The following is a 24,021-nucleotide window of genomic DNA, read 5'->3' on the forward strand; positions in this document are numbered from 1 at the left end:
CGCAAAATAAGCGGCTGCGACATTTTATGCGCGATCTAAGCCGGCAATAAAGGGCGCCAGCTGGCGATTAAACTGACTGCATTTGGTTGTTTCCGGAGTGCTGTCCTGCTGCAGCTGTTGATACATCTGCGCGCTGCGCTGAGCCAGGGTTGCGTAATCGATATTTCCCCATCCTCTTTTTTTCCCGACATTCCACGCGGCCTGAGTGAGGGCTTCATCTGCGGGCAGATCGCTGCGATTGCATTTGTTCTTCAGATAGCGGGCGCCTGCGGCCACCGACGAGAGCTGCTCAAGCTGCGCCTCGCTGCTGACGCCAGGGCTTAACGTTGAGGAGCGATTCTGCTGACACCCTGAAAGCACGGCGATCATGATAAGCGGAAATATAACGAAAGTTCGCATAATATTAAGCTGGAATGGTTAACTTAAGGCTAGTTTAACAAATATTTCCCCGCTGTCATCAGTAAATATTATTATATATAGTTAAGCGCCTCTCACTTTTATCCACGGATGGTTTAAGATTTACCTTTACTTCCGGGAAAAATATTTATTGTCACAGTCCGAATATAATATTTCCTGTGCCGGGAAGTTTTCATTTTTATCCGCAGCGCGGGGGCCGAAAAGCGTGAAGCGCACGGGGCGGCGGGGCGCATTTTTTATGCTATTAAAAAACATAATATTTTCCCTTTTGTTACGCTTTGGCGGGGTAAAATGCTGGTTAAGCATATCCTGGTTTAGTGCTATCCTGTGTTCCCTGGACGATTAGTGCTATGTCCCAAAATTCTCTGCAGGTGAAGTATGCAACATGATGATTTATTTTATGATTTTTCTAACTAAACTCATGAGAATCGATCATAGCTGCGCCGTGAGACGCTGACTGCGCGAAGTACAGTCAATAGATGGTCGCCTGCAGGAATAAGACCCCACGGGCGTGAATTTGAGAGATATCTTCTTCCTCTGGCAGGGGGAAGCATTGAGAATCAGGCTTTTACGCCTGAAAGTTGCGGAGAAAAAGCATGGCGGGAGATGACCGCGAGCCTATCGGACGTAAGGGTAAACCCTCGCGTCCGGCAAAACAAAAAGTGACTCGTCGTCGGGTTCGGGACGAGGACTATGACGATGATTACGACGACGATTATGAGGACGAAGAGCCGATGCCGAAGAAAGCGAAAGGCAAAGGTAACAAGCCTCGGCGTAAACGTACCTGGCTGTGGCTGTTGATCAAGCTGGGTATCGTTGTCGCGGTGCTGGTTGCCGCCTATGGCGTCTACCTCGATCAGAAGATCCGCAGCCGCATTGACGGCAAGGTTTGGGAGCTTCCGGCGGCAGTGTATGGCCGGATGGTCAACCTTGAGCCCGATATGCAGGTCAGCAAAAACGAAATGGTGCGCCTGCTGAACGCCACGCAGTATCGTCAGGTGAGCGCGATGACGCGCCCGGGCGAATACACCGTGCAGGCCAACAGCATCGAGATGATTCGCCGTCCGTTTGATTTCCCGGACAGTAAAGAAGGGCAGGTGCGCGCGCGTCTGACCTTTGATGGCGATCGTCTGGAAACGATCGAGAACATGGAGAATAACCGCCAGTTTGGCTTCTTCCGCCTCGATCCGCGGCTGATCACCATGCTGCAGTCGGCCAACGGCGAGCAGCGCCTGTTCGTTAAGCGCAGCGGCTTCCCGGATCTGCTGGTTGATACCCTGCTGGCTACCGAAGACCGCCACTTCTACGAGCATGACGGGATCAGCCTGTACTCGATTGGTCGTGCGGTGCTGGCTAACCTGACGGCGGGGCGCACGGTGCAGGGCGCCAGTACCCTGACCCAGCAGCTGGTGAAAAACCTGTTCCTCTCCAGCGAGCGCTCCTACTGGCGTAAGGCCAACGAAGCCTATATGGCGCTGATCGTTGACGCCCGTTACAGCAAGGATCGGATCCTCGAGCTGTATATGAACGAGGTCTACCTCGGTCAGAGCGGCGATAACGAAATTCGCGGCTTCCCGCTGGCTAGCCTTTACTACTTTGGCCGCCCGGTGGAAGAGCTGAGCCTTGACCAGCAGGCTCTGCTGGTGGGGATGGTAAAAGGCGCATCGATTTACAACCCGTGGCGTAATCCGAAGCTGTCGCTGGAGCGTCGTAACCTGGTTCTGCGTCTGCTGCAGCAGCAGAACGTTATCGACCAGGAGCTGTACGACATGCTGAGCGCCCGTCCTCTGGGCGTGCAGCCGCGCGGCGGCGTCATTTCTCCGCAGCCGGCGTTTATGCAGATGGTGCGTCAGGAGCTGCAGGCGAAGCTGGGCGATAAGGTGAAAGATCTCTCCGGCGTGAAGATCTTTACGACCTTCGATTCCGTGGCGCAGGACGCGGCGGAAAAGGCGGCCACCGAAGGGATCCCGGCGCTGAAGAAGCAGCGTAAGCTGCCGGATCTGGAAACCGCGATGGTGGTCGTTGACCGCTATACCGGCGAGGTGCGGGCTATGGTCGGCGGCGCGGAGCCGCAGTTTGCGGGCTATAACCGCGCGATGCAGGCCCGTCGTTCGATTGGTTCTCTGGCCAAGCCGGCGACCTATCTGACCGCGTTAAGCCAGCCGAACCAGTACCGTCTGAATACCGCCATTGCCGATGCGCCGGTGACGATTCGTCTCTCCAACGGCCAGACCTGGTCCCCGCAGAACGACGATCGTCGCTTTAGCGGCCAGGTGATGCTGGTTGACGCGCTAACGCGTTCGATGAACGTGCCGACGGTCAACCTCGGGATGGCGCTGGGCCTGCCGGCGGTGATCGATACCTGGGTTAAACTGGGGGCGCCGAAAGACCAGCTCAGCCCGGTCCCGGCGATGATCCTCGGGGCGCTGAACCTGACGCCAATTGAAGTGGCGCAGGCGTTCCAGACCATCGCCAGCGGCGGTAACCGCGCGACGCTGTCGGCGCTGCGTTCGGTGATTGCCGAAGATGGCACTGTCCTGTATCAGAGCTATCCGCAGGCTGAGCGGGCGGTTCCTGCGCAGGCCGCATACATGACGCTGTGGACCATGCAGCAGGTTGTCCAGCGCGGCACCGGTCGCCAGCTTGGGGCGAAATATCCGGGCCTGCATCTGGCAGGGAAAACCGGGACCACCAACAACAACGTCGATACGTGGTTCGCCGGTATCGACGGAAGCCAGGTGACGATTACCTGGGTGGGTCGCGATAACAACCAGCCGACGAAGCTGTACGGTGCCAGCGGTGCGATGTCGATTTATCAGCGCTATCTGGCTAACCAGACGCCAACGCCGCTGGTGCTGACGGCGCCGGAAGACGTGGTGGATATGGGCGTCGACGGCAGCGGTAACTTCGTCTGTAGCGGCGGGGTGCGCACGCTGCCGGTATGGACTACCGCGCCGGATGCGCTCTGCCGTCAGGGTGAGCAGATCCAGCAGCAGCAGCTTGAGCAGCAGCAGCAGAACAATCCGTTTAATCAGTCCGGTCAGCAGCCTCAGCAGCAGCAGCCGGCGACCCAGCAGCCGCCGAAGCAGGAAAAAAGCGACGGCGTTGCGGGCTGGATTAAGGATATGTTCGGCAGTAATTAACGATCCGCCTGCTTCTGCAGGGTGCCTCGCTGCGGCCTGCAAGCCGTGCGAATAGGTTGTTACAAGATTAGCCCTCTGATACTTCAGTATTAGAGGGCTTTTTCATTTCTGTAGATTACTTAACAGTCACTTAACCCCACAATTACCGTCTGGTTATTTATTCAGCCTTTGGCATCTCAGCAGGGGCATATCGCTTGCCTTGCATTTCGCGTTTCGCCTATTATGTCAGCCGTCATAATAATAATTCTCGTTTACGTTATCATTCACCTTTATCAGAGATCTACCAATGGCGCGTCCAAAAACTGCTCAGCCAAATCACTCGCTGCGTAAAATCGCAGTCGTAGTAGCCACGGCGGTTAGCGGCATGTCTGTCTATGCACAGGCGGCAGTTGAACCGAAAACAGAAGAAACTATTACCGTTATCGCGGCCCCCGTCAGCCAGGAAAGCGCCTGGGGACCGGCTCCGACTATCGCGGCAAAGCGCTCTGCAACTGCCACCAAAACCGATACCCCGATTGAAAAAACGCCGCAGTCGATCTCCGTGGTGACCCGCCAGGAAATGGACATGAAGCAGCCGACAACGGTGAAAGAAGCGCTGGCCTATACGCCGGGCGTTTTCTCCACTCGCGGCAGCTCAACGACCTATGACGTGGTGACAATTCGCGGCTTTACGACCTCGACAACGGTGAACACCAACCAGTATCTGGATGGCATGAAGCTGCAGGGGAATAACTACTCTGAAGTGTCGATGGACCCCTACTTCCTCGAGCGCGTGGAAGTGATGCGCGGACCAACCTCCGTGCTGTACGGCAACAGCAACCCTGGCGGCATCGTCAGCATGGTCAGCAAGCGCCCGACGACCGAGCCGCTGAAAGAAGTTCAGTTCAAAATGGGTACCGATAACCTGTGGCAGACGGGGTTCGATTTTAGCGATGCGATTGATGATAACGGCGTATGGTCCTATCGCCTGACCGGCCTGGGCCGCAGCCAGGACGCGCAGCAGCAGATGGCGAAATCGACCCGCTACGCGGTGGCGCCCTCCTTTAGCTGGCGTCCGGATGATAAAACCGACTTCACCTTCCTGAGCAACTTCCAGAACGATCCGTATGCGGGCTACTACGGCTGGCTTCCGCGCGAAGGGACCGTGGTGCCGTACTACGACGCTAACGGTAACGCGCACAAGCTGCCGACCGATTTCAACGAAGGCGAGCCGAGCAACAAGATGTCGCGCCGCCAGCAGATGGTGGGCTACAGCTTCTCACACCAGTTTGACGAGACCTTTACCGTTCGTCAGAACCTGCGCTACGCCGACGTCAATACGCTCTATCGCTCCGTTTACGGCAACGGCTACACGGCGCCGGGACAGATCAACCGCGCCTACGTGCGCTCTGATGAGCATCTCAACACCTTCACCGTTGATACCCAGCTGCAGTCCGACTTTGCTACCGGCGCCGTGGACCATAAGCTGCTGACCGGCGTGGACTATTCGCGCATGCGCAACGACGTCAATGCCGACTACGGTTCTGCGGATCCGATCGGTATGTCCAATCCGCAGTACGGTAATCCAAACGTCTCGGTGTACTTCCCGTACGCGGTGCTCAACCGGATGGAGCAGACCGGCCTCTATGCCCAGGATCAGATGGAGTGGGATAAGTGGGTGATGACGCTGGGCGGACGCTATGACTACGCCACGACCTCTACGCTGACGCGCGCCACTAACGTTCTGGCCGAAAATCACGACCAGCAGTTTACCTGGCGCGGCGGTATTAACTATCTGTTCGACAACGGTATCTCTCCGTACTTCAGCTACAGCCAGTCGTTTGAGCCGGTTTCAGGCTCGGGCCTCGACGGCAAACCGTTCGATCCGTCGCGCGGCGAGCAGTATGAAGCGGGCGTGAAATACGTGCCGAAAGATATGCCGGTAGTGGTGACCGCGGCGGTGTACCAGCTGACCAAGGATAAAAACCTGACGGCAGATCCGCGCAACCCGACGTTTAGCATTCAAACCGGCGAGATCCGCGCTCGCGGCCTGGAGCTGGAGGCGAAAGCGGCGGTGAACGCCAATATCAACCTCACCGCAGCCTATACCTACACCGATGCTGAGTACCAGCACGACACCGTATTTAACGGCAAACGTCCGGCGGAAGTTCCGCGCAATATGGCGTCGCTGTGGGCGGATTACACCTTCCACGAAACCGCGCTAAGCGGCCTGACGGTCGGCGCCGGCGCGCGCTACGTTGGCTCTACGGTCAGCTACTACAAAAACGATACCGCTGATGCGAAGCAGAATGACTCCTTCGGCGTCGCGGGTTACGCGTTGATGGATGCGACGGTGAAATACGATCTGGCGCGCTTTGGTTTACCGGGCTCGTCGGTGGGTATCAACGTCAATAACCTGTTCGATCGTGAGTACGTTTCCAGCTGCTATAGCGAATATGCGTGCTACTGGGGCGCAGGTCGTCAGGTCATTGCGACCGGAACCTTCCGTTTCTAATCACTCACCGGGCGCGGTTCGCCGCGCCGTTAAACAAGTTGGCCGCTATGCAGGAAAACACACCGCAATCCGATACCACGTTTTCGTTGAATCGCGTGACCTTTCGCGTGCCTGGTCGTACGCTGCTGCATCCGCTTTCGTTAACCTTCCCGGCAGGAAAAGTGACCGGCCTGATTGGTCATAACGGCTCCGGCAAATCGACGCTGTTGAAAATGCTCGGCCGCCATCAGCCGCCGTCAGAGGGCGAGGTGCTGCTCGACGGTCAGCCTCTCGATAGCTGGAGCAGCAAGGCGTTTGCCCGCAAGGTGGCCTATCTGCCGCAGCAGCTGCCCGCGGCGGAGGGGATGACGGTGCGCGAGCTGGTGGCGATTGGACGCTATCCGTGGCACGGGGCGCTGGGGCGCTTTGGCGCGACGGACCGGCAGAAGGTTGAGGAGGCGATTACGCTGGTCGGGCTGAAACCGTTGGCGCATCGGCTGGTCGATAGCCTCTCCGGCGGCGAGCGCCAGCGCGCGTGGATTGCCATGCTGGTGGCCCAGGACAGCCGCTGTCTGCTGCTGGATGAGCCCACCTCGGCGCTGGATATTGCGCACCAGGTTGACGTGCTGGCGCTGGTGCATCGCCTAAGCCAGCAGCGCGGCCTGACGGTGATTGCCGTGCTGCACGACATCAATATGGCGGCCCGCTACTGCGACTATCTGGTGGCCCTTCGCGGCGGCGAGATGATTGCTCAGGGCACGTCGACTGAGCTGATGCGTAGCGAAACGCTGGAACAAATTTACGGCATCCCGATGGGAATTCTGCCGCATCCGGCGGGCAGTGCGCCGGTAAGCTTCGTCTATTAATGGAAAAAAACAACGTGATCACCCGTCGACGTTTACTGACGGCGATGGCGCTATCGCCGCTGCTGTGGCAGATGCGCGGCGCGCGGGCGGCGACCGTCGATCCGCAGCGCATCGTGGCGCTGGAGTGGCTGCCGGTCGAGCTGCTGCTGGCGCTGGGCGTCGTGCCGTACGGCGTCGCCGATATCCCGAACTATCGCCTGTGGGTGAATGAACCGGCGCTGCCGGACTCGGTCATTGACGTCGGGCTGCGCACGGAACCCAATCTTGAACTGCTGACGCAGATGAACCCTTCATATATCGTCTGGTCGGCAGGCTACGGCCCGTCGTCAGAGAAGCTGGCGCGTATTGCGCCGGGGCGAGGATTTACCTTCAGCGACGGCAAGCGGCCGCTGATGATGGCGCAGCAGTCGCTCAACGAGATGGCCGAGCTTATCGGCAAGCAGCAGGCCGCGAAGCGTCATCTGGCAGAATTCGACGCGCTGATGGACGAACTGCGCCCGCGCTTCGCCCACCGCGGCGATCGGCCGCTGCTGATGATTAGCCTGCTCGACCCGCGCCACGTCCTGGTTTTCGGTGATAACTGCCTGTTTCAGGAAATCCTCGAGCGCTTTGGTATCAAAAACGCCTGGCGCGGGGAGAGCACCTTCTGGGGCAGCGTGACCGTCGGCATCGACCGGCTGGCGGCCTATAAGGATGTAGATGTGATCTGCTTTGACCACGGCAACGATAGCGAAATGGCGCAGCTGATGCGCTCCCCGCTGTGGCGGGCGATGCCGTTTGTCCGCGAAGGGCGCTTCCAGCGCGTTCCGGCGGTGTGGTTTTACGGCGCCACGCTCTCGGCGATGCACTTTGCCCGCGTGCTGGCTGACGCGCAGGGAGGCCCGGCGTGAGATCGCGAATTTCTCCTCTGGCGGCTCTGCTGCTGGCCATACTGCTGATTGCCGCCTTCGCGCTCAGCCTCTTTAATCTACGCACCGCGCTGCCGCAAAACGAGTGGCGACAGGCGCTGTGGCAGCCTGATATCGATAGTATTGCCCAGATGCTGTTTCACTACAGCCTGCTGCCGAGGCTGGCGGTATCGCTGCTGGTGGGCGCGGGCCTGGGGCTGGTCGGCGTCCTGTTCCAGCAGGTGCTGCGCAACCCGCTGGCGGAGCCGACGACTCTTGGCGTCGCCACCGGCGCCCAGCTGGGGATGACGGTTACCGCGCTGTGGGCGATCCCCGGCGTGCTGGCATCGCAGTTCGCCGCCCTGGCGGGCGCGTGCCTGGTCGGTGCGCTGGTGTTTGGCGTCTCCTGGGGCAAACGACTCTCGCCGGTGACCCTGATCCTCGCCGGCCTGGTCGTCAGCCTTTACTGCGGGGCGCTCAATCAGCTGATGGTTATTTTCCATCACGACCAGCTGCAGAGCATGTTCCTGTGGAGCACCGGCACCCTGACGCAAACCGACTGGAGCGTAGCGCAGCGGCTGTGGCCGCAGTTGCTCGGCGGCGCGATGCTCACGCTGCTGCTGCTGCGGCCTCTCACCCTGATGGGGCTGGACGACGGCGTGGCGCGCAACCTCGGCCTGGCGCTCTCCCTGGCACGCCTCGGGGCGCTCTCCCTGGCGATTGTTCTCAGCGCGATGCTGGTGAATGCGGTGGGGATTATCGGCTTTATCGGCCTGTTTGCCCCGCTGCTGGCAAAAATGCTCGGCGCCCGCCGCCTGCTCTCGCGCCTGCTGCTGGCGGCGCTGATTGGCGCGCTGATCCTCTGGCTCTCCGATCAAATCATTCTGTGGCTTGCCCGTGTCTGGATGGAGGTGTCAACCGGATCGGTGACCGCGCTGGTCGGCGCGCCGCTGCTGCTGTGGCTGCTGCCGCGCCTGCGCAGTATTAGCGCCCCGGTGATGAACGCCGGCGATAAGGTGCTGGCGGAGCGGCAGAACGTGCTGTGGTTCGCCCTCGGCGGGCTGGTCATTCTGCTGCTGGCGGTGATTGCGGCGCTGGCCTTTGGCCGCGATGCGCAGAGCTGGCACTGGGCCAGCGGTACGCTGCTGGATCAGCTGATGCCGTGGCGCTGGCCGCGGATCCTGGCGGCCCTGTTTGCCGGGGTGATGCTGGCGGTGGCGGGCTGCATTATTCAGCGCCTGACCGGTAACCCGATGGCCAGCCCTGAAGTGTTGGGGATCAGCTCCGGCGCGGCGTTTGGCGTGGTCGTGATGCTGTTCTTTGTCCCCGGCAACGCTTTTGGCTGGCTGCTGCCTGCCGGCAGCCTCGGCGCGGCGGCGACGCTGCTGGTGATTCTGGTTGCTGCCGGACGCGGCGGCTTTTCGCCGCATCGGATGCTGCTGGCGGGCATGGCGTTGAGCACCGCTTTCACCATGCTGCTGATGATGCTGCAGGCCAGCGGCGATCCGCGGATGGCGCAGATTCTGACGTGGATCTCCGGCTCAACCTACGGCGCGACGCCGGAGATGGTGGCGTACAGCGGCTGTGCGATGCTGGTGCTGTTGGCCCTGGCGCCGCTGTGCCGCCGCTGGCTGACGATCCTGCCGCTCGGCGGCGAGGCGGCGCGCGCGGTAGGGGTTGCGCTGACGCCGTCGCGCATCGGCCTGCTGCTGCTGGCCGCCTGCCTGACGGCCACGGCAACGCTGACCATCGGCCCGTTAAGCTTTGTCGGTCTGATGGCGCCGCATATTGCGCGCATGATGGGGTTCCGCCGCACGATACCGCATATGGTGATGTCCGGGCTGATTGGCGGCCTGCTACTGGTGTTTGCCGACTGGTGCGGGCGGATGATCATGTTCCCGTATCAGATCCCGGCAGGTCTGCTGTCGACCTTTATCGGCGCGCCGTACTTTATCTATTTGCTGAGGAAGCAGAGCCGCTAGCTTATCGTGACGAAGGGTCGTTATTCCGGGCGAGGCGTGATGCTCGCCCGGAAGTGCCTGGACTACAGTTTGGCGAACGCGCGGCGCGCGGCGGCGATGGTATTGTTGATATCGTCTTCGCTGTGGGCAACGGACATAAATCCGGCTTCAAACGCCGAAGGCGCCAGATACACGCCCTCTTCCAGCATCAGGTGGAAGAAGCGCTTGAAGCGCTCAACGTCGCACTTCACCACGTCCTGATAGCAGGTGACGCTTTCGGCGTCGGTAAAGAAGAGGCCGAACATGCCGCCAACGTTATTCACCACCAGCGGAATGCCCGCGTCGCGCGCGGCGTCCAGCAGCCCCTGGGCCAGCTGGTTGGTTAAATCCGTCAGCGTTTCGTGAACTCCCGGCTGCGCCACTTCGGTTAAGCAGGCGAAGCCCGCCGCCATGGCGATCGGGTTGCCGGACAGAGTGCCCGCCTGATACACCGGGCCGGTCGGTGCCAGCGCATCCATCACTTCACGACGGCCGCCGAAGGCGCCCACCGGCATGCCGCCGCCGATGATTTTGCCCAGACAGGTCAGATCAGGGACCACATCGTAGTAAGACTGGGCGCCCGCCAGAGCAACGCGGAAGCCGGTCATCACTTCGTCAATAATCAGCAGGGCGCCAAATTCGTCGCACAGCGCGCGCAGGCCAGGCAGGAACTCCGGCTGCGGCGGAATGCAGTTCATATTGCCCGCCACCGGCTCAACGATAATGCAGGCAACCTCCTGCGGATACTGCTCGAACGCGGCGCGGACCGACGCCAGGTCGTTATAGGTGCAGGTCAGGGTGTGTTTGGCGAAATCGGCCGGCACGCCCGGGGAGTTCGGCTGGCCGAGGGTCAGGGCGCCGGAGCCCGCTTTGACCAGCAGGCAGTCGGCGTGACCGTGGTAGCAGCCTTCAAATTTGATGATTTTATCGCGGCCGGTAAACCCGCGCGCCAGGCGAATGGCGCTCATGGTGGCCTCGGTGCCGGAGTTAACCATCCGCACCATATCCATCGTCGGCACCAGCTCCGTCACCAGCGCCGCCATTTTTACTTCCATTTCCGTCGGTGCGCCGAAGCTCAGGCCGCGCTGCGCCGCTTCAATGACCGCATTACGAATGGCCGGGTGGTTGTGACCGAGTACCATCGGGCCCCAGGAACCGACATAATCGATATAGGCTTTACCGTCGACGTCGTACAGATAGGCGCCGTCCGCACGTTCGATAAACAGCGGCGTGCCGCCAACGCCGTTAAAGGCTCGTACCGGCGAGTTAACGCCGCCGGGGATAAGCTCACGTGCAGCGCTAAAGAGAGTTTCAGATTTGCTCATTGCCTGGTTCCTGATTCGTGAAAAATGTTTTGCTGGTTATTCTAAGTTATTCCAGGATAGTTATGAAATTTTTGCCCAATTGAAACAAAGCGCCAGCGGTGAATTTTTTCCGCGACGGAGGGCGTCCTGGCAGTTAAAATGCCCTCTGTACTATTTGTATGACTATTAACCGACGAGAGTATGAAAGCACAAGCCTCCTCTTTTGAAGCAAAACAAATCGTGCGCCTGCGTCGCGGCGACGTCGTTCGCCGCCTGGTTCAGCGGGATAAAACGCCGCTGGCGGTGCTGTTAATGGCCGCCGTCGTCGGAACCCTGGCCGGGCTGGTGGGCGTCGCTTTTGAAAAAAGCGTCAACTGGGTGCAGAACCAGCGCATCGAAACCCTGCTGCAGGTGGCGGACTACCGTTTCCTGGTCTGGCCGCTGGCCTTTATCACCTCCGCGCTGCTGGCGATGGTCGGCTACTTCCTGGTGCGTCGCTTTGCGCCGGAGGCGGGCGGCTCCGGGATCCCGGAAATCGAAGGGGCGCTGGAAGAGCTGCGGCCGGTTCGCTGGTGGCGGGTGCTGCCGGTGAAGTTTATCGGCGGGATGGGAACCCTGGGCGCCGGTATGGTGCTGGGCCGTGAAGGGCCGATGGTGCAGCTCGGCGGAAATCTTGGGCGCATGGTGGTGGACGTATTCCGCATGCGCAGTCCCGAAGCGCGCCATACGCTGCTGGCAACCGGCGCCGCTGCGGGCCTCTCCGCCGCGTTCAATGCGCCGCTGGCGGGGATCCTGTTTATTATTGAAGAGATGCGCCCGCAGTTCCGCTACAACCTGATCTCTATTAAGGCCGTGTTTACCGGCGTGATTATGTCGAGCATCGTATTTCGCATATTTAACGGTGAAGGGGCGATTATCGAGGTCGGTAGGCTGAGCAATGCGCCGGTCAACACCCTGTGGCTGTATCTGATTCTGGGGATGATTTTCGGCGCGATTGGCCCGCTTTTTAACACCCTGGTGCTGCGTACCCAGGATATGTTCCAGCGTCTTCACGGCGGCGATCTCAAAAAGTGGGTGCTGATTGGCGGGCTGATTGGCGGCAGCTGCGGTATTCTCGGGCTGATCCAGCCTGCGGCTGCCGGGGGCGGGTTTAACCTCATTCCGATTGCCGCGGCGGGTAACTTCTCCGTTGGCCTGCTGCTGTTTATTTTTATCGCCAGGGTGATTACCACGCTGCTGTGCTTCTCCTCCGGCGCGCCCGGCGGGATTTTTGCGCCGATGCTGGCGCTGGGAACCCTGCTGGGAACGGCATTCGGCATGGCGGCGACGCCGCTGTTTCCGGGCTATCATCTCGATCCGGGCACCTTTGCCATCGCCGGAATGGGCGCGCTGCTCGCCGCCTCGGTGCGCGCGCCGCTGACCGGAATTGTGCTGGTGCTGGAGATGACCGATAACTATCAGCTCATTTTGCCAATGATTATTACCTGCCTCGGCGCAACACTACTGGCTCAATTTCTCGGGGGTAAGCCCTTGTATTCAACTATCCTTGAACGAACGCTGGCGAAACAGGCCGCTGAGAAGGAGGCAAAAGCGCGTGCGGTTGCCGGGGAGAATACTTGAACGATTTACCAGGGTATTAGATAATGGCTCAAAAGGTCCGGTTATTCTTTAAGCGGATCGGCAGTATTAATGGGAGCATAAAATGAGTGATGATGTCGTGTTGCCGCTGGAGTTTACCGAAGCCGCAGCCAAAAAAGTAAAATTCCTGATTTCTGATGAAGACAACCCGAACCTGAAGCTGCGCGTTTATATCACCGGCGGCGGCTGCAGCGGTTTCCAATACGGCTTCACCTTCGACGATCAGGTTAACGAAGGGGATATGACCATCGAGAAACAGGGCGTTGGCCTGGTGGTTGACCCAATGAGCCTGCAGTATCTGGTCGGCGGCGCCGTCGATTACACTGAAGGCCTCGAAGGCTCACGTTTTATCGTGACCAACCCGAATGCGAAAAGCACCTGCGGCTGCGGATCTTCGTTTAGCGTTTGATTCGATCCCGCCGAAGTGGGGCCCATGGACGGGCCGCGCAGCCGGCACCTCTTACCCGACTGCGGCCGGTTTACGCCACGAAGCCCGCGTTCTAACGCCCGTTATCATCCAGCGCAAACGTCGGCAGCTTCAGGTGCCAGCGGATTGCCGCCAGCCGAATGACCAGCGTCACGGCCATCCCCATCATCGCCGAATTTTGCAGCGATACGTGAAACGTATCGTAGGCCGTTGCGTGCACGATACCGCCGACAATGCAGGCCGTGGCATAGATTTCGGTACGTAAAATCATCGGGATTTCACGCGCCAGCACGTCGCGAATAATGCCGCCGCCGACGCCGGTCACCACCCCCATGCAGACCGCGACCAGCGGACCGCTGTGGGCAATAAAGGCTTTATTGACGCCGATGCCGACAAAGACCGCCAGGCCGACGGCGTCGAGCACCGGCAGTATCCATTTTGGCAGCCGGCGCGGCTGGCGTACCAGCAGGATAGTCAGCATGCTGGTCACCATGGCCACCACCAGGTCCGTTGGGTCTTTAACCCAGAACACCGGGCCGTTGGCGAGCGCCATATCGCGGATCGTCCCGCCGCCCACGGCGGTCACCACCCCCAGCACCAGCACGCCGAAAGGGTCCATCCGCAGTTTGCCGGCCAGCAACACGCCGGAGATCGCAAATACGGCGGTGCCAATAATATCCAGCCAATAGACAAGCATCGTCAGTTCCCGCTTAGCGCCTGGTTAACAGGCGATTATTTTACCTGCTCGAGCGCAGTACAGAGTTGTTTTGCGGCGAGGATAATACGTGGGCTCGCGCGTTCAAACCAGTCGCTATGCAGCGCAATCAGCGAAATTTTTAACTGATTATGCCAGTAGCGTTCGACTTCGGGAATTTTGCGGGCATCGCCGGTGATGACAATGGCCTGCGGCTGCCTGGCGAGAACCTGCTCGCGGCTGACCTGGGGCCAGGGTGCTTTACTGGCAGCGAAAATATTCTCGCCGCCGCACAGCGTCAGGACCTGATCCTGAATCGATCCCTGGCTGCTGGTAAAAAGAGGGTTGCTGCCGAACTGGAGAAAGACGCGCTTCTTCGCAAGATGGGCGTAGCGGGCCTTTAGCGCGCTATAGTCGTCCTGCATCTGCTGCGCCGCCTGACGGGCCTTTTCCGGCTGAGGGCTCCACTGCGCCAGCTGCCGCAGGGTGGTGATAATCTCTTCGATGGTGGCGGTATCGACCCAGATGACCTTGATACCGAGGGAGCTTAGCTGATTAACCTGCCGCTCGGCGTTGCCTCCGCGCCACGCCAGGACCAGGTCCGGCCTGAGGGCGACAATGCGCTCCAGGTTCATCCCCTGCCAGCTGGAAACCTGCTCGATGCCGGCGGCTTCCGGCGGGTAGTCGGAATAGCTGCTGACGCCAACCGGCGTGATGCCTGCCGCAAACGCCAGCTCGGTATTGGCCGGGGATAGCGTAATCACCCGCGGCGCGGCAAAGAGCCACGCCGGGGCCAGCAGCAGCAGGGCGGCAAGCGCCTGTTTTAGCGATTTAGCCACGCGTCAGGTTCTGCACCAGATTTTCCACCATCAGGGTGGACTGCCTGGCGGCGACGGCGAGGAACTCGTCGAAGCTCAGATGGGACTGCTGATCGGCAACGTCGGAGATGGCGCGAACCACCACGAACGGGACGCCGAAGTTATAGCAGACGTGCGCGATGGCGGCGGCTTCCATTTCGACCGCTACGGCCTGGGGGAAGTTATGGCGGATTTTCGCCAGCCCGACGGAGCCGTTGATGAACGCGTCGCCGCTGACGATCAGACCGCGTACCGCGTTAAGATTCAGCGCTTCAATGCTGCTTTGCGCGGCGGCAATCAGCTTATCGTCGGCTTTGAAGCCCGCCGGGCAGCCCGGCAGCTGGCCGTATTCGTAGCCGAATGCGGTCACGTCGGCGTCGTGGTAGCGGGCTTCGTCGGAGATAACGATATCACCGACTTTTAGCGTTGGCTCAAGACCGCCCGCGGAGCCGGTGTTGATAATCACGTCCGGCTTGCAGACTTCCAGCAGCAGCGCCGCGCCCATCGCCGCGGCAACTTTACCGATCCCCGATTTCAACAGGGCGACGTCGGTACCGTGAAGCTGGCCGGTATAAATTTCGCTGCCGCCGAGGGTGATAGTCTGGCGGTTTTCGATTTTGTCGCGCAGAAGGGTAACTTCTTCTTCCATGGCGCCAATAATGCCGATTTTCATAGATTTACTCGCGATGTGTCAGGTTTAGTTGCATAGTCTATCATGCACTCAAAGGGAAACGTTATTGCTCGCGAGCGGGAGAGGCTATGGCAAAGATTGATTTTCGCAACAAGATTAACTGGCGCCGACGCTATCGCTCGCCGCAGGGTGTCGAAACGGAACGTGAAATCCTGCGTATTTTCGAAAGCGATCGCGGGCGCATTATTAACTCCCCGGCCATCCGCCGTTTACAGCAGAAAACCCAGGTCTTTCCGCTGGAGCGCAACGCGGCGGTGCGCACCCGACTTACCCACTCTCTCGAAGTGCAGCAGGTTGGACGCTACATCGCCAAAGAGGTTCTGAGCCGGCTGAAGGAGCAGCAGCTGCTGACGGCCTACGGCCTGGATGAGCTCGGCGGGCCGTTTGAGAGCATTGTCGAGATGGCGTGCCTGATGCACGACATCGGCAACCCGCCGTTTGGCCATTTTGGCGAGGCGGCAATCAATGACTGGTTCAGCCAGCGCCTCGCGCCTGACGATGCGGCTAACGAAGCGCTGCCCAACGATCGCTGCACGGTTGAGGTGCTGCGCCTGCGGCCGGGCGAGGCGTCGCTGAACGCGCTGCGCAGTAAGATCCGCCAGGATCTGTGCTGGTTTGAGGGCAACGCGCAGGGGATTCGTTTAGTGCATACGCTAATGCGAATGAATCTTACCTGGGCGCAGGTTGGCTGTATTCTTAAATATACTCGCCCGGCCTGGTGGCGCGGTGACGCGCCTGCCAGTCACAGCTATTTAATGAAGAAGCCTGGTTATTATTTAGCCGAAGAGGGCTATATTGCGAGGTTACGTAAAGAACTGGATCTGGCTCCTTACAATCGCTTTCCTTTAACATGGATTATGGAAGCGGCGGACGATATCTCATATTGCGTCGCCGATCTTGAAGATGCGGTAGAAAAACGAATTTTCAGCGTAGAGCAACTCTATCAGCATCTGTACGACGCGTGGGGGCAGCATGAAAAAGGTTCGTTATTTTCCCAGGTGGTAGAAAATGCGTGGGAAAAATCACGTTCTAATTCCCTAAGCCGGAGTACAGAAGATCAGTTCTTTATGTATTTACGGGTGAATACGCTGAATAAACTGGTGCCGTATGCGGCCCGACGCTTTATAGATAACATCGCGAAGATTTTTACCGGTGATTTTAATCACGCGCTGCTTGAGGATGATAGCGACTGCAGTCAGCTGCTGGAGCTATATAAAAACGTGGCGATAAAACATGTGTTTAGCCATCCGGATGTAGAGCAGCTGGAATTGCAGGGCTATCGCGTTATTAGCGGCCTGTTAGATATCTATAAGCCGCTGCTGAAATTGTCGCTGGAGGAGTTCAGCTTATTAGTCGAAAAAGAGAGAGTGAGAAGTCTGCCTATCGCTTCGCGGCTATTTCAGAAACTTTCCACGCGACATCGGCTGGCCTACGTGGAGGCGGTAAACAAAATTCCGGCAGATTCCGCAGAGTTTCCGCTGATGGAATACTATTATCGCTGCCGCCTGATCCAGGACTATATTAGCGGGATGACGGACCTGTATGCATGGGATGAATATCGGCGGCTGATGGCGGTAGAATAGGTACAGGTTTTGTAAAGACGGACAATAATTTTTTACTTTTTGGCAGTGCTTAATTCCGGAACTTAGCGCGATAAAATGACTCTGATAGTCACTTACATAGCAATTCTGCGTTATCTAAAATCGAGATTGAGACATATGAAAAAAACCACGTTAGCAATGAGTGCACTGGCTCTGAGTTTAGGTCTGGCGTTATCCCCGCTCTCTGCGAGCGCGGCAGAAACAGCTTCTTCGGCGACGAATGCGCAGCAGATGCCGAGTCTGGCCCCGATGCTGGAAAAAGTCATGCCGTCGGTCGTCAGCATCAACGTTGAAGGCAGCACCACCGTGAACACGCCGCGGATGCCGCGTAACTTCCAGCAGTTCTTCGGCGACAACTCGCCGTTCTGCCAGGACGGTTCACCGTTCCAAAGCTCTCCGTTCTGTCAGGGCGGCGGGCAGGGCGGCGGCGCGCCGGCTGACGGCAGCCAGCAGCAGAAATTTATGGCGCTGGGCTCCGGGGTCATTATTGATGCGGCGAAAGGCTATGTCGTCACCAATAACCACGTTGTGGACAATGCGACGACCATCAAAGTTCAGCTCAGCGACGGGCGCAAGTTTGACGCCAAAGTGGTGGGTAAAGACCCGCGTTCCGATATTGCGCTGATTCAGATTCAGGATCCGAAAAACCTGTCGGCAATCAAGCTGGCTGACTCCGACGCCCTGCGCGTAGGCGACTACACCGTGGCTATCGGTAACCCGTTTGGTCTGGGTGAAACCGTGACCTCCGGTATTGTTTCCGCTCTCGGCCGCAGCGGCCTGAACGTGGAAAACTACGAAAACTTTATCCAGACGGATGCGGCGATTAACCGCGGTAACTCCGGCGGTGCGCTGGTGAACCTGAACGGCGAGCTGATCGGTATCAATACCGCGATCCTCGCACCGGACGGCGGTAACATCGGCATCGGCTTTGCTATCCCGAGCAACATGGTGAAAAACCTGACCGAGCAGATGGTCAAATATGGTCAGGTGAAACGCGGTGAGCTGGGGATCATGGGGACCGAGCTGAACTCCGAGCTGGCAAAAGCGATGAAGGTCGATGCCCAGCGCGGCGCCTTCGTCAGCCAGGTGATGCCGGGCTCTGCCGCGGCGAAAGCCGGTATCAAGGCCGGGGACGTGATTACCTCGCTGAACGGTAAACCGATTAGCAGCTTTGCCGCACTGCGTGCGCAGGTCGGAACGATGCCTATCGGCAGCAAAGTCGAGCTTGGCCTGGTGCGCGATGGCAAACCGGTCACCGCGACCGTCGAGCTGCAGCAGAGCAACCAGACTCAGGTTGACTCCAGCAGCATCTTCAACGGTATCGAAGGGGCTGAAATGAGCAACAAGGGCCAGGATAAAGGCGTGACGGTCAATAACGTCAAGGCCGGGACCCCTGCGGCACAGATTGGCCTGAAGAAAGGCGATATTATCGTCGGTGCTAACCAGCAGCCGGTGAAAAATATTGCCGACCTGCGCAAAATCTTTGACGCTAAACCGTCGGTGCTGGCGCTGAATATTCAGCGCGGTGATAGCACTATCTACCTGCTGATGCAGTAATCTCTGTCGGTTACATCAGCCCCTTCTCCTCGCCCGAGGGAAGGGGCTTTTTTTATCCTGCACCGCGGCCGAACCGTCATTCTGTGATTCCTTCCACAACTCCATACTTCTCTCCCGTGCTTTGTGCATACGCACAATGCAGCGCTAACCCAACTCTTTTATGCTGGTGCCCTGCTCACGGGAGGGTTACATGGCTGGCTGGCATCTTGATACCAAAATGGCGCAGGATATTGTGGCGCGTACCATGCGCATCATTGATACCAATATCAACGTAATGGATGCCCGTGGGCGCATTATTGGCAGCGGCGATCGTGAGCGTATTGGTGAATTGCACGAAGGCGCGCTGCTGGTTCTCTCGCAGGGACGTATTGTCGATATCGATGATGCGGTGGCCCGCCACCTGCACGGCGTACGCCAGGGGATCAACCTGCCGCTGCGTCTGGAAGGGGAAATCGTCGGCGTCATCGGCCTGACCGGCGAGCCTGAAACGCTGCGCAAGTATGGCGAGCTGGTATGCATGACCGCAGAGATGATGCTGGAGCAGTCCCGGCTGATGCACCTGCTGGCCCAGGATAGCCGCCTGCGTGAAGAGCTGGTGATGAACCTGATTCAGGCGGAAGAGAATACTCCGGCACTTACCGAATGGGCGCAGCGCCTGGGAATCGACCTGAATCAGCCGCGGGTGGTGGCAATGATTGAGGTCGATAGCGGCCAGCTGGGCGTGGATAGCGCCATGGCGGAACTGCAGCAGCTGCAGACGGCTCTGACCACCCCGGATCGCAATAACCTGGTGGCGATTGTCTCATTAACGGAGATGGTGGTTCTTAAGCCCGCGCTCAACGCCTTTGGCCGCTGGGATGCGGAAGATCACTGCAAACGGGTTGACCAGCTTATCGCCAGAATGAAGGAAAACGGCCAGCTGCGTTTCCGCGTGGCATTAGGCAACTTCTTTACCGGGCCTGGGAGCATTGCGCGCTCGTATCGTACCGCCCGCACCACCATGATGGTCGGCAAGGAGCGCATGCCGGAGAGCCGGAGCTATTTTTATCAGGATTTGATGCTGCCGGTGCTGCTCGATAGCCTGCGCGGCGGCTGGCAGGCCAACGAGCTGGCCCGTCCGCTGGTTCGCCTGAAGGCGATGGATAATAACGGTCTGCTGCGACGCACGCTGCAGGCCTGGTTTCGCCATAACGTTCAGCCGCTGGCGACCTCAAAGGCGCTGTTTATTCATCGTAATACGCTGGAGTACCGGCTGAATCGTATTTCAGAGCTGACGGGGCTGGACCTGGGCTGTTTTGACGATCGGCTGCTGCTCTATATTGCGCTGCAGCTGGATGAACAGAGGTAGGGGATAATCCCGGATGATGGCGCGAACGCCTTATCCGGGCGGCTGTACACATAGCCCTGACGGGCATCGCCGGCCAGGGAAGGGGAGCAGACTTACTTGTTGCGGGTCAGTTTTTCCAGATCGGCTTCAATTTCGCTGATCTTATGGGTGACCACGCTTTCAAGATGACGCAGATCGTCGAGGATCTTACGTTTCAGATCGACTTCAGTGCGATCGCGCTGGCAGATCTGATCGAGTTCATCGATAACGTAGCGCAGGTTGGGACTGATCTCCTGCACCTCTTTATAACCCTGGCCTACGCCATCGGCGACCACGGTCTTACGCTGACGCGGATACTTAAACTTAACGCTCTTGGCGAAGAATTCGCCCTTGTCCTTCTGAAAATAGATTTTCAGAATGTCGTTGTTAGCTTCCTGCCGCAGGCTATAGCGATCGATTTCATCAGGATTGGTAATGCCAAGACTTTTCAGATTATCGTACATAACGGTACCTTTGATATCATTATAACCTTTGAATAATTAACGAAAAAAGCCATCTTCGCCAGCGTCAAATATAAAAAAAGCGGGATATCTCCCGCTTTTTATACTGTTTAGTCGATGGTACGCAGCAGTTCGTTAATGCCGACCTTGCCGCGAGTTTTCGCATCAACCTTCTTCACGATCACCGCGCAGTACAGGCTGTACTTGCCATCTTTCGACGGCAGGTTGCCGGAAACCACCACCGAGCCGGCCGGTACGCGACCGTAGAAGACTTCGCCGGTTTCGCGGTCGTAGATTTTGGTGCTCTGGCCGAGGTACACGCCCATCGAGATAACGGAACCCTCTTCGACGATAACGCCTTCGACAACTTCAGAACGCGCGCCGATAAAGCAGTTATCTTCGATGATGGTTGGGTTAGCCTGCAGCGGTTCCAGCACGCCGCCGATACCCACGCCGCCGGAGAGGTGCACGTTTTTACCGATCTGCGCGCAGGAGCCGACGGTAGCCCAGGTATCAACCATGCTGCCTTCGTCAACGTAGGCGCCGATGTTGACGTAGGACGGCATCAGCACGGTGTTGCGGGCAATAAACGCGCCCTGGCGAACGGCCGCCGGCGGAACCACGCGGAAGCCCTCTTTCTGGAAACGCGCTTCATCGTAGTCGGCGAATTTCATCGGTACTTTATCGAAGTAGCGGCTTTCCGCACCGTCGATAACCTGGTTATCGTTAATACGGAAAGAGAGCAGAACCGCTTTCTTCAGCCACTGGTGGGTGACCCACTGGCCATCGATCTTTTCAGCGACACGCAGAGCGCCGGAATCAAGCAGGGAAATGACCTGGTTAACCGCTTCGCGGGTTACGGTATCCACATTTGCCGGCGTGATGTCGGCGCGACGCTCAAAGGCGGACTCAATAACATTCTGTAATTGCTGCATTGTTTACTCTTTCTCTATTACACATAAAAGTTCGTTACCCTTTATCGTTTGGATTGAGGGCCTCTGTCAACCGTTGTTGTACTTCTTGTTGCAGCTCATTATTAAGCGCACGCCGGTCTGCCGTGGCGATTATAAATAAATCTTCTACTCGCTCACCAATTGTCGTAATTCTGGCCCCGTGCAGGGAAATATTGAGGTCGGCGAAGACCTGTCCGACCCGGGCCAGCAGGCCGGGCTGATCGAGCGCAATCAGCTCAAGAAACGATTTTCGGTCGGTATGCGTGGGCAGGAAATTGACCTCGGTGGCGACGGAAAAATGGCGTAATTTTGCCGCCTGCCGGCGCGGAGCGGGCGGCTGCCAGCTGCGTTGAGTAATGGTCTGCTCGAGCCCGAGGCGGATCATTTCGTGGCGATCGGCGGAGAGCGGGCTGCCGTCCGGTTCGAGCACGATAAAGGTGTCCATCGCCATCCCGTCGCGGGTGGTAAAGACCTGGGCGTCGTGCACGCTCAGATTTCGGCGGTCAAGTTCACCGCAGACGGCGGCGAAGAGATACGGGCGGTCCGGGCTCCAGATAAAGATTTCGGTGCCGCCGCGCGTGGCCTGCGAGCTGAGCAGGATCATCGGTTTATTAAGATCGTGCCGGAGCAAATTACGCGCGTGCCAGGCGAGCTGATTTGGCGTGTGGCGCACGAAGTAGTTGGCCCGGCAGCGGTTCCAGATTTGATGCAGGGCCTCTTCATTGATGTTTTCCATCCGCAGCAGCGCCAGCGCCTGCAGCTGATGATGGCGAACTCGTTCGCGCATATCCGGCGTGCTTTGCATGCCGCGGCGCAGCTGTTTTTCGGTGGCGAAATAGAGCTCGCGCAGCAGGCTCTGCTTCCAGCTGTTCCACAAGGTTTCGTTGGTGGCGCAGATATCGGCCACGGTCAGGCACACCAGGTAGCGCAGGCGGTTTTCCGTCTGCACCTCTTCGGCGAACTGTTTGATGACCTCGGGATCCTGAATATCACGGCGCTGGGCGGTGACGGACATTAACAGATGATGGCGAACCAGCCAGGCGACCATCTGAGTTTCTCGCGAGTTCAGGCCGTGCAGTTCGGCAAACTTCAGGACGTCCTGGGCACCGAGCACCGAATGATCGCCGCCGCGGCCTTTAGCAATGTCGTGGAACAGGGCGGCAATCAGAATCAGCTCAGGATGGGTCAGGCGCGGCCACAGCTCAACGCACAGCGGGTGGCGGCTGCGGGTCTCCTCTTTGGCAAAACTCTCCAGCTTGAGCAGGACGCGGATCGTATGCTCGTCCACGGTGTAGGCATGGAACAGATCGAACTGCATCTGGCCGACGATATGCGACCACTGCGGCATGTATGCCCACAGCACGCTGTGGCGGTGCATCGGCAGCAGCCCGCGGCTCACCGCACCCTGGTGGCGCAGCATGCTGAGAAAAATGGTTCGCGCTTCCGGGATATAGCACAGCGGCTGCGTCAGGTGGCGGCGCGCGTGGCGCAGGTGGCGCAGCGTTGTGGAGTAGATGCCGGTGATGCTGCTGTTGCGTACCATAATATAGAACATGCGCAGAATAGCCTGCGGCTCGCGGATGAACAGCGTATCGTCGCGCAGGTCGATGAGCGAGCCGCGCAGCTGAAAATCATCGTCAATCGGCCGCGGCTTTTCGTCTTCGGTCAGCGCCAGGATGGCCTCATCAAATAGCTGCAGCAGCATATGGTTCAGTTCGCTTACCCGCCGGGTGACGCGGAAGAAATCCTTCATCATATGCTCGATGGGCTGATTGCCCTCGCCGTCATAGCCCAGCCGGCGCGCCACGCTGAGCTGGCGGTCGAAGAGCAGACGGTTATCGTAGCGGGTCAGCTCCAGATGCAGGGCGAATCGAATGCGCCACAGCTGGTGCAGGCATTCGTTGAGCTCGTTGCGCTCCGCCTCCGTCAGGAAGCCGAAGCCCACCATTTCATCCATCGAGGTGGCGCCGAAGTGGCGGCGCGCGACCCACTGCAGGGTATGAATATCCCGCAGGCCGCCGGGGCTGCTTTTGACATCCGGCTCGAGGTTGTAGCTGGTGCCGTGGTAGCGCTGATGGCGCACGCTCTGTTCTTCGAGTTTGGCGGCGAAGAATTTCTCCGACGGCCAGAAGCCGTCGCTAAAAATGTGCTTTTGCAGCTCAAGAAACAGCGCGACGTCGCCGATCAGCAGGCGCGATTCGATCAGGTTGGTGGCGACGGTGAGATCGGATAATCCTTCCAGCAGGCACTCTTCGAGGGTGCGCACGCTGTGCCCGACCTCCAGCTTGACGTCCCACAGCAGCGTCAGCAGCTCGCCGACCTTCTGCGCCTGTTCGTCGGAGAGTTTTTTTCGGCTTAATATCAGCAGGTCGACGTCGGAGAGCGGGTGCAGTTCACCGCGACCGTAGCCGCCTACCGCCACCAGAGCCATGTCGCAAACCGACCCGAAGCCGTACTCTACCCACAGGCGCTGCAGCAGCTGATCGATAAACTCGGTGCGGGCTTCAATCAGCCGCTCAGCGGCGGTGCCGGCATCGAAAGCTTCGCCCAGCCAGCGCTGGAAAAGCTCGAGATGGGACTTAATCGTCGCGCAGTTCAAATCGTCCTGCGGCCAGGCGCCCGGATCCTCAGGTTGGCCCGAGAGGGCCAGGGGGAGAGTGCCAGGTAAAGAGTTGCTCATCGCGCC

General features: G+C 58.8%; 18 protein-coding genes. 10 read left to right on the top strand and 8 right to left on the bottom strand.

What is annotated here, in order from left to right:
• Nucleotides 1-24: 24 nt before the first annotated feature.
• Nucleotides 25-399 carry a type II secretion system pilot lipoprotein GspS gene (gspS, locus tag RTE01_RS09065; RefSeq protein ID WP_076946353.1) on the bottom strand — a complete coding sequence of 125 codons (375 nt, stop codon included), beginning with the start codon at nt 397-399 and terminating at the stop codon, nt 25-27.
• Between the two features lie 614 nt (nt 400-1,013).
• Here gspS and mrcB point away from each other — a divergent pair.
• From mrcB to fhuB, 5 genes are all read left to right on the top strand, one after another.
• Nucleotides 1,014-3,560: a bifunctional glycosyl transferase/transpeptidase gene (gene mrcB, locus RTE01_RS09070; RefSeq protein WP_041144112.1), complete on the top strand. Its 2,547-nt coding sequence runs from the start codon at nt 1,014-1,016 to the stop codon at nt 3,558-3,560.
• Nucleotides 3,561-3,846: 286 nt separating this feature from the next.
• Nucleotides 3,847-6,054 carry a ferrichrome porin FhuA gene (gene fhuA, locus RTE01_RS09075; RefSeq protein WP_041144113.1) on the top strand — a complete coding sequence of 736 codons (2,208 nt, stop codon included), beginning with the start codon at nt 3,847-3,849 and terminating at the stop codon, nt 6,052-6,054.
• A 47-nt stretch (nt 6,055-6,101) separates the two neighbouring features.
• Nucleotides 6,102-6,899, top strand: coding sequence for a Fe3+-hydroxamate ABC transporter ATP-binding protein FhuC (gene fhuC / locus RTE01_RS09080; RefSeq protein ID WP_041144114.1), 798 nt, complete (start codon nt 6,102-6,104; stop codon nt 6,897-6,899).
• The gene (gene fhuD / locus RTE01_RS09085; RefSeq protein WP_041144115.1) at nt 6,899-7,789 is read left to right on the top strand and encodes a Fe(3+)-hydroxamate ABC transporter substrate-binding protein FhuD; all 891 of its coding nucleotides are present in this window, start codon (nt 6,899-6,901) and stop codon (nt 7,787-7,789) included. The genes fhuC and fhuD overlap by 1 nt, the downstream gene beginning before the upstream one ends.
• Nucleotides 7,786-9,768: a Fe(3+)-hydroxamate ABC transporter permease FhuB gene (gene fhuB / locus RTE01_RS09090; RefSeq protein WP_041144116.1), complete on the top strand. Its 1,983-nt coding sequence runs from the start codon at nt 7,786-7,788 to the stop codon at nt 9,766-9,768. The genes fhuD and fhuB overlap by 4 nt, the downstream gene beginning before the upstream one ends.
• 62 nt (nt 9,769-9,830) lie before the next feature.
• On the opposite strand, the gene hemL is transcribed toward fhuB, so the two are convergent.
• The gene (gene hemL, locus RTE01_RS09095) at nt 9,831-11,111 is read right to left on the bottom strand and encodes a glutamate-1-semialdehyde 2,1-aminomutase (protein WP_041144117.1); all 1,281 of its coding nucleotides are present in this window, start codon (nt 11,109-11,111) and stop codon (nt 9,831-9,833) included.
• Nucleotides 11,112-11,291: 180 nt separating this feature from the next.
• On the opposite strand from hemL, the gene clcA reads away from it, so the two are divergent.
• Nucleotides 11,292-12,710 (top strand): H(+)/Cl(-) exchange transporter ClcA, encoded by a 1,419-nt coding sequence (gene clcA, locus RTE01_RS09100; RefSeq protein ID WP_041144118.1) that lies wholly within the window; start codon nt 11,292-11,294, stop codon nt 12,708-12,710.
• Between the two features lie 82 nt (nt 12,711-12,792).
• A complete protein-coding gene (gene erpA, locus RTE01_RS09105) occupies nt 12,793-13,137 on the top strand; it encodes an iron-sulfur cluster insertion protein ErpA (RefSeq protein ID WP_041144119.1) in 345 nt (114 codons plus the stop codon).
• Between the two features lie 91 nt (nt 13,138-13,228).
• Here erpA and RTE01_RS09110 read toward each other — a convergent pair whose 3' ends face one another.
• The 3 genes from RTE01_RS09110 to mtnN are packed head-to-tail and all read right to left on the bottom strand — an operon-like array spanning nt 13,229 to nt 15,379.
• A complete protein-coding gene (locus RTE01_RS09110) occupies nt 13,229-13,852 on the bottom strand; it encodes a TRIC cation channel family protein (RefSeq protein ID WP_041144120.1) in 624 nt (207 codons plus the stop codon).
• A gap of 35 nt (nt 13,853-13,887) precedes the next feature.
• Nucleotides 13,888-14,688 carry a vitamin B12 ABC transporter substrate-binding protein BtuF gene (btuF, locus tag RTE01_RS09115; RefSeq protein WP_041144121.1) on the bottom strand — a complete coding sequence of 267 codons (801 nt, stop codon included), beginning with the start codon at nt 14,686-14,688 and terminating at the stop codon, nt 13,888-13,890.
• Nucleotides 14,681-15,379: a 5'-methylthioadenosine/S-adenosylhomocysteine nucleosidase gene (gene mtnN / locus RTE01_RS09120; RefSeq protein ID WP_041144122.1), complete on the bottom strand. Its 699-nt coding sequence runs from the start codon at nt 15,377-15,379 to the stop codon at nt 14,681-14,683. Before mtnN ends, btuF begins: the two co-directional genes overlap by 8 nt.
• Before the next feature lie 86 nt (nt 15,380-15,465).
• Here mtnN and dgt point away from each other — a divergent pair, with 86 nt between their 5' ends.
• The 3 genes from dgt (at nt 15,466) to RTE01_RS09135 (ending at nt 19,903) form a co-directional block, all read left to right on the top strand.
• Nucleotides 15,466-16,980, top strand: a complete 1,515-nt coding sequence (dgt, locus tag RTE01_RS09125) for a dGTPase (protein WP_041144123.1) — start codon at nt 15,466-15,468, stop codon at nt 16,978-16,980.
• A gap of 135 nt (nt 16,981-17,115) precedes the next feature.
• A complete protein-coding gene (degP, locus tag RTE01_RS09130) occupies nt 17,116-18,555 on the top strand; it encodes a serine endoprotease DegP (RefSeq protein ID WP_041144124.1) in 1,440 nt (479 codons plus the stop codon).
• 190 nt (nt 18,556-18,745) lie between these two features.
• The gene (locus tag RTE01_RS09135) at nt 18,746-19,903 is read left to right on the top strand and encodes a CdaR family transcriptional regulator (RefSeq protein WP_134525263.1); all 1,158 of its coding nucleotides are present in this window, start codon (nt 18,746-18,748) and stop codon (nt 19,901-19,903) included.
• Nucleotides 19,904-19,995: 92 nt separating this feature from the next.
• Here the strand turns inward: RTE01_RS09135 and RTE01_RS09140 are convergent, their stop codons facing one another.
• The 3 genes from RTE01_RS09140 to glnD all read right to left on the bottom strand — a co-directional run bounded on the left by RTE01_RS09140 (nt 19,996) and on the right by glnD (nt 24,015).
• Nucleotides 19,996-20,385 (bottom strand): DUF3461 family protein, encoded by a 390-nt coding sequence (locus tag RTE01_RS09140; RefSeq protein ID WP_004858100.1) that lies wholly within the window; start codon nt 20,383-20,385, stop codon nt 19,996-19,998.
• A 107-nt stretch (nt 20,386-20,492) separates the two neighbouring features.
• The gene (gene dapD / locus RTE01_RS09145; RefSeq protein WP_004872026.1) at nt 20,493-21,317 is read right to left on the bottom strand and encodes a 2,3,4,5-tetrahydropyridine-2,6-dicarboxylate N-succinyltransferase; all 825 of its coding nucleotides are present in this window, start codon (nt 21,315-21,317) and stop codon (nt 20,493-20,495) included.
• A gap of 34 nt (nt 21,318-21,351) precedes the next feature.
• Nucleotides 21,352-24,015 carry a bifunctional uridylyltransferase/uridylyl-removing protein GlnD gene (glnD, locus tag RTE01_RS09150; RefSeq protein WP_041144126.1) on the bottom strand — a complete coding sequence of 888 codons (2,664 nt, stop codon included), beginning with the start codon at nt 24,013-24,015 and terminating at the stop codon, nt 21,352-21,354.
• Between the last annotated feature and the right edge of the window lie 6 nt (nt 24,016-24,021).

The organism is Klebsiella terrigena, assembly GCF_006539725.1.
Lineage (GTDB): Bacteria > Pseudomonadota > Gammaproteobacteria > Enterobacterales > Enterobacteriaceae > Klebsiella > Klebsiella terrigena.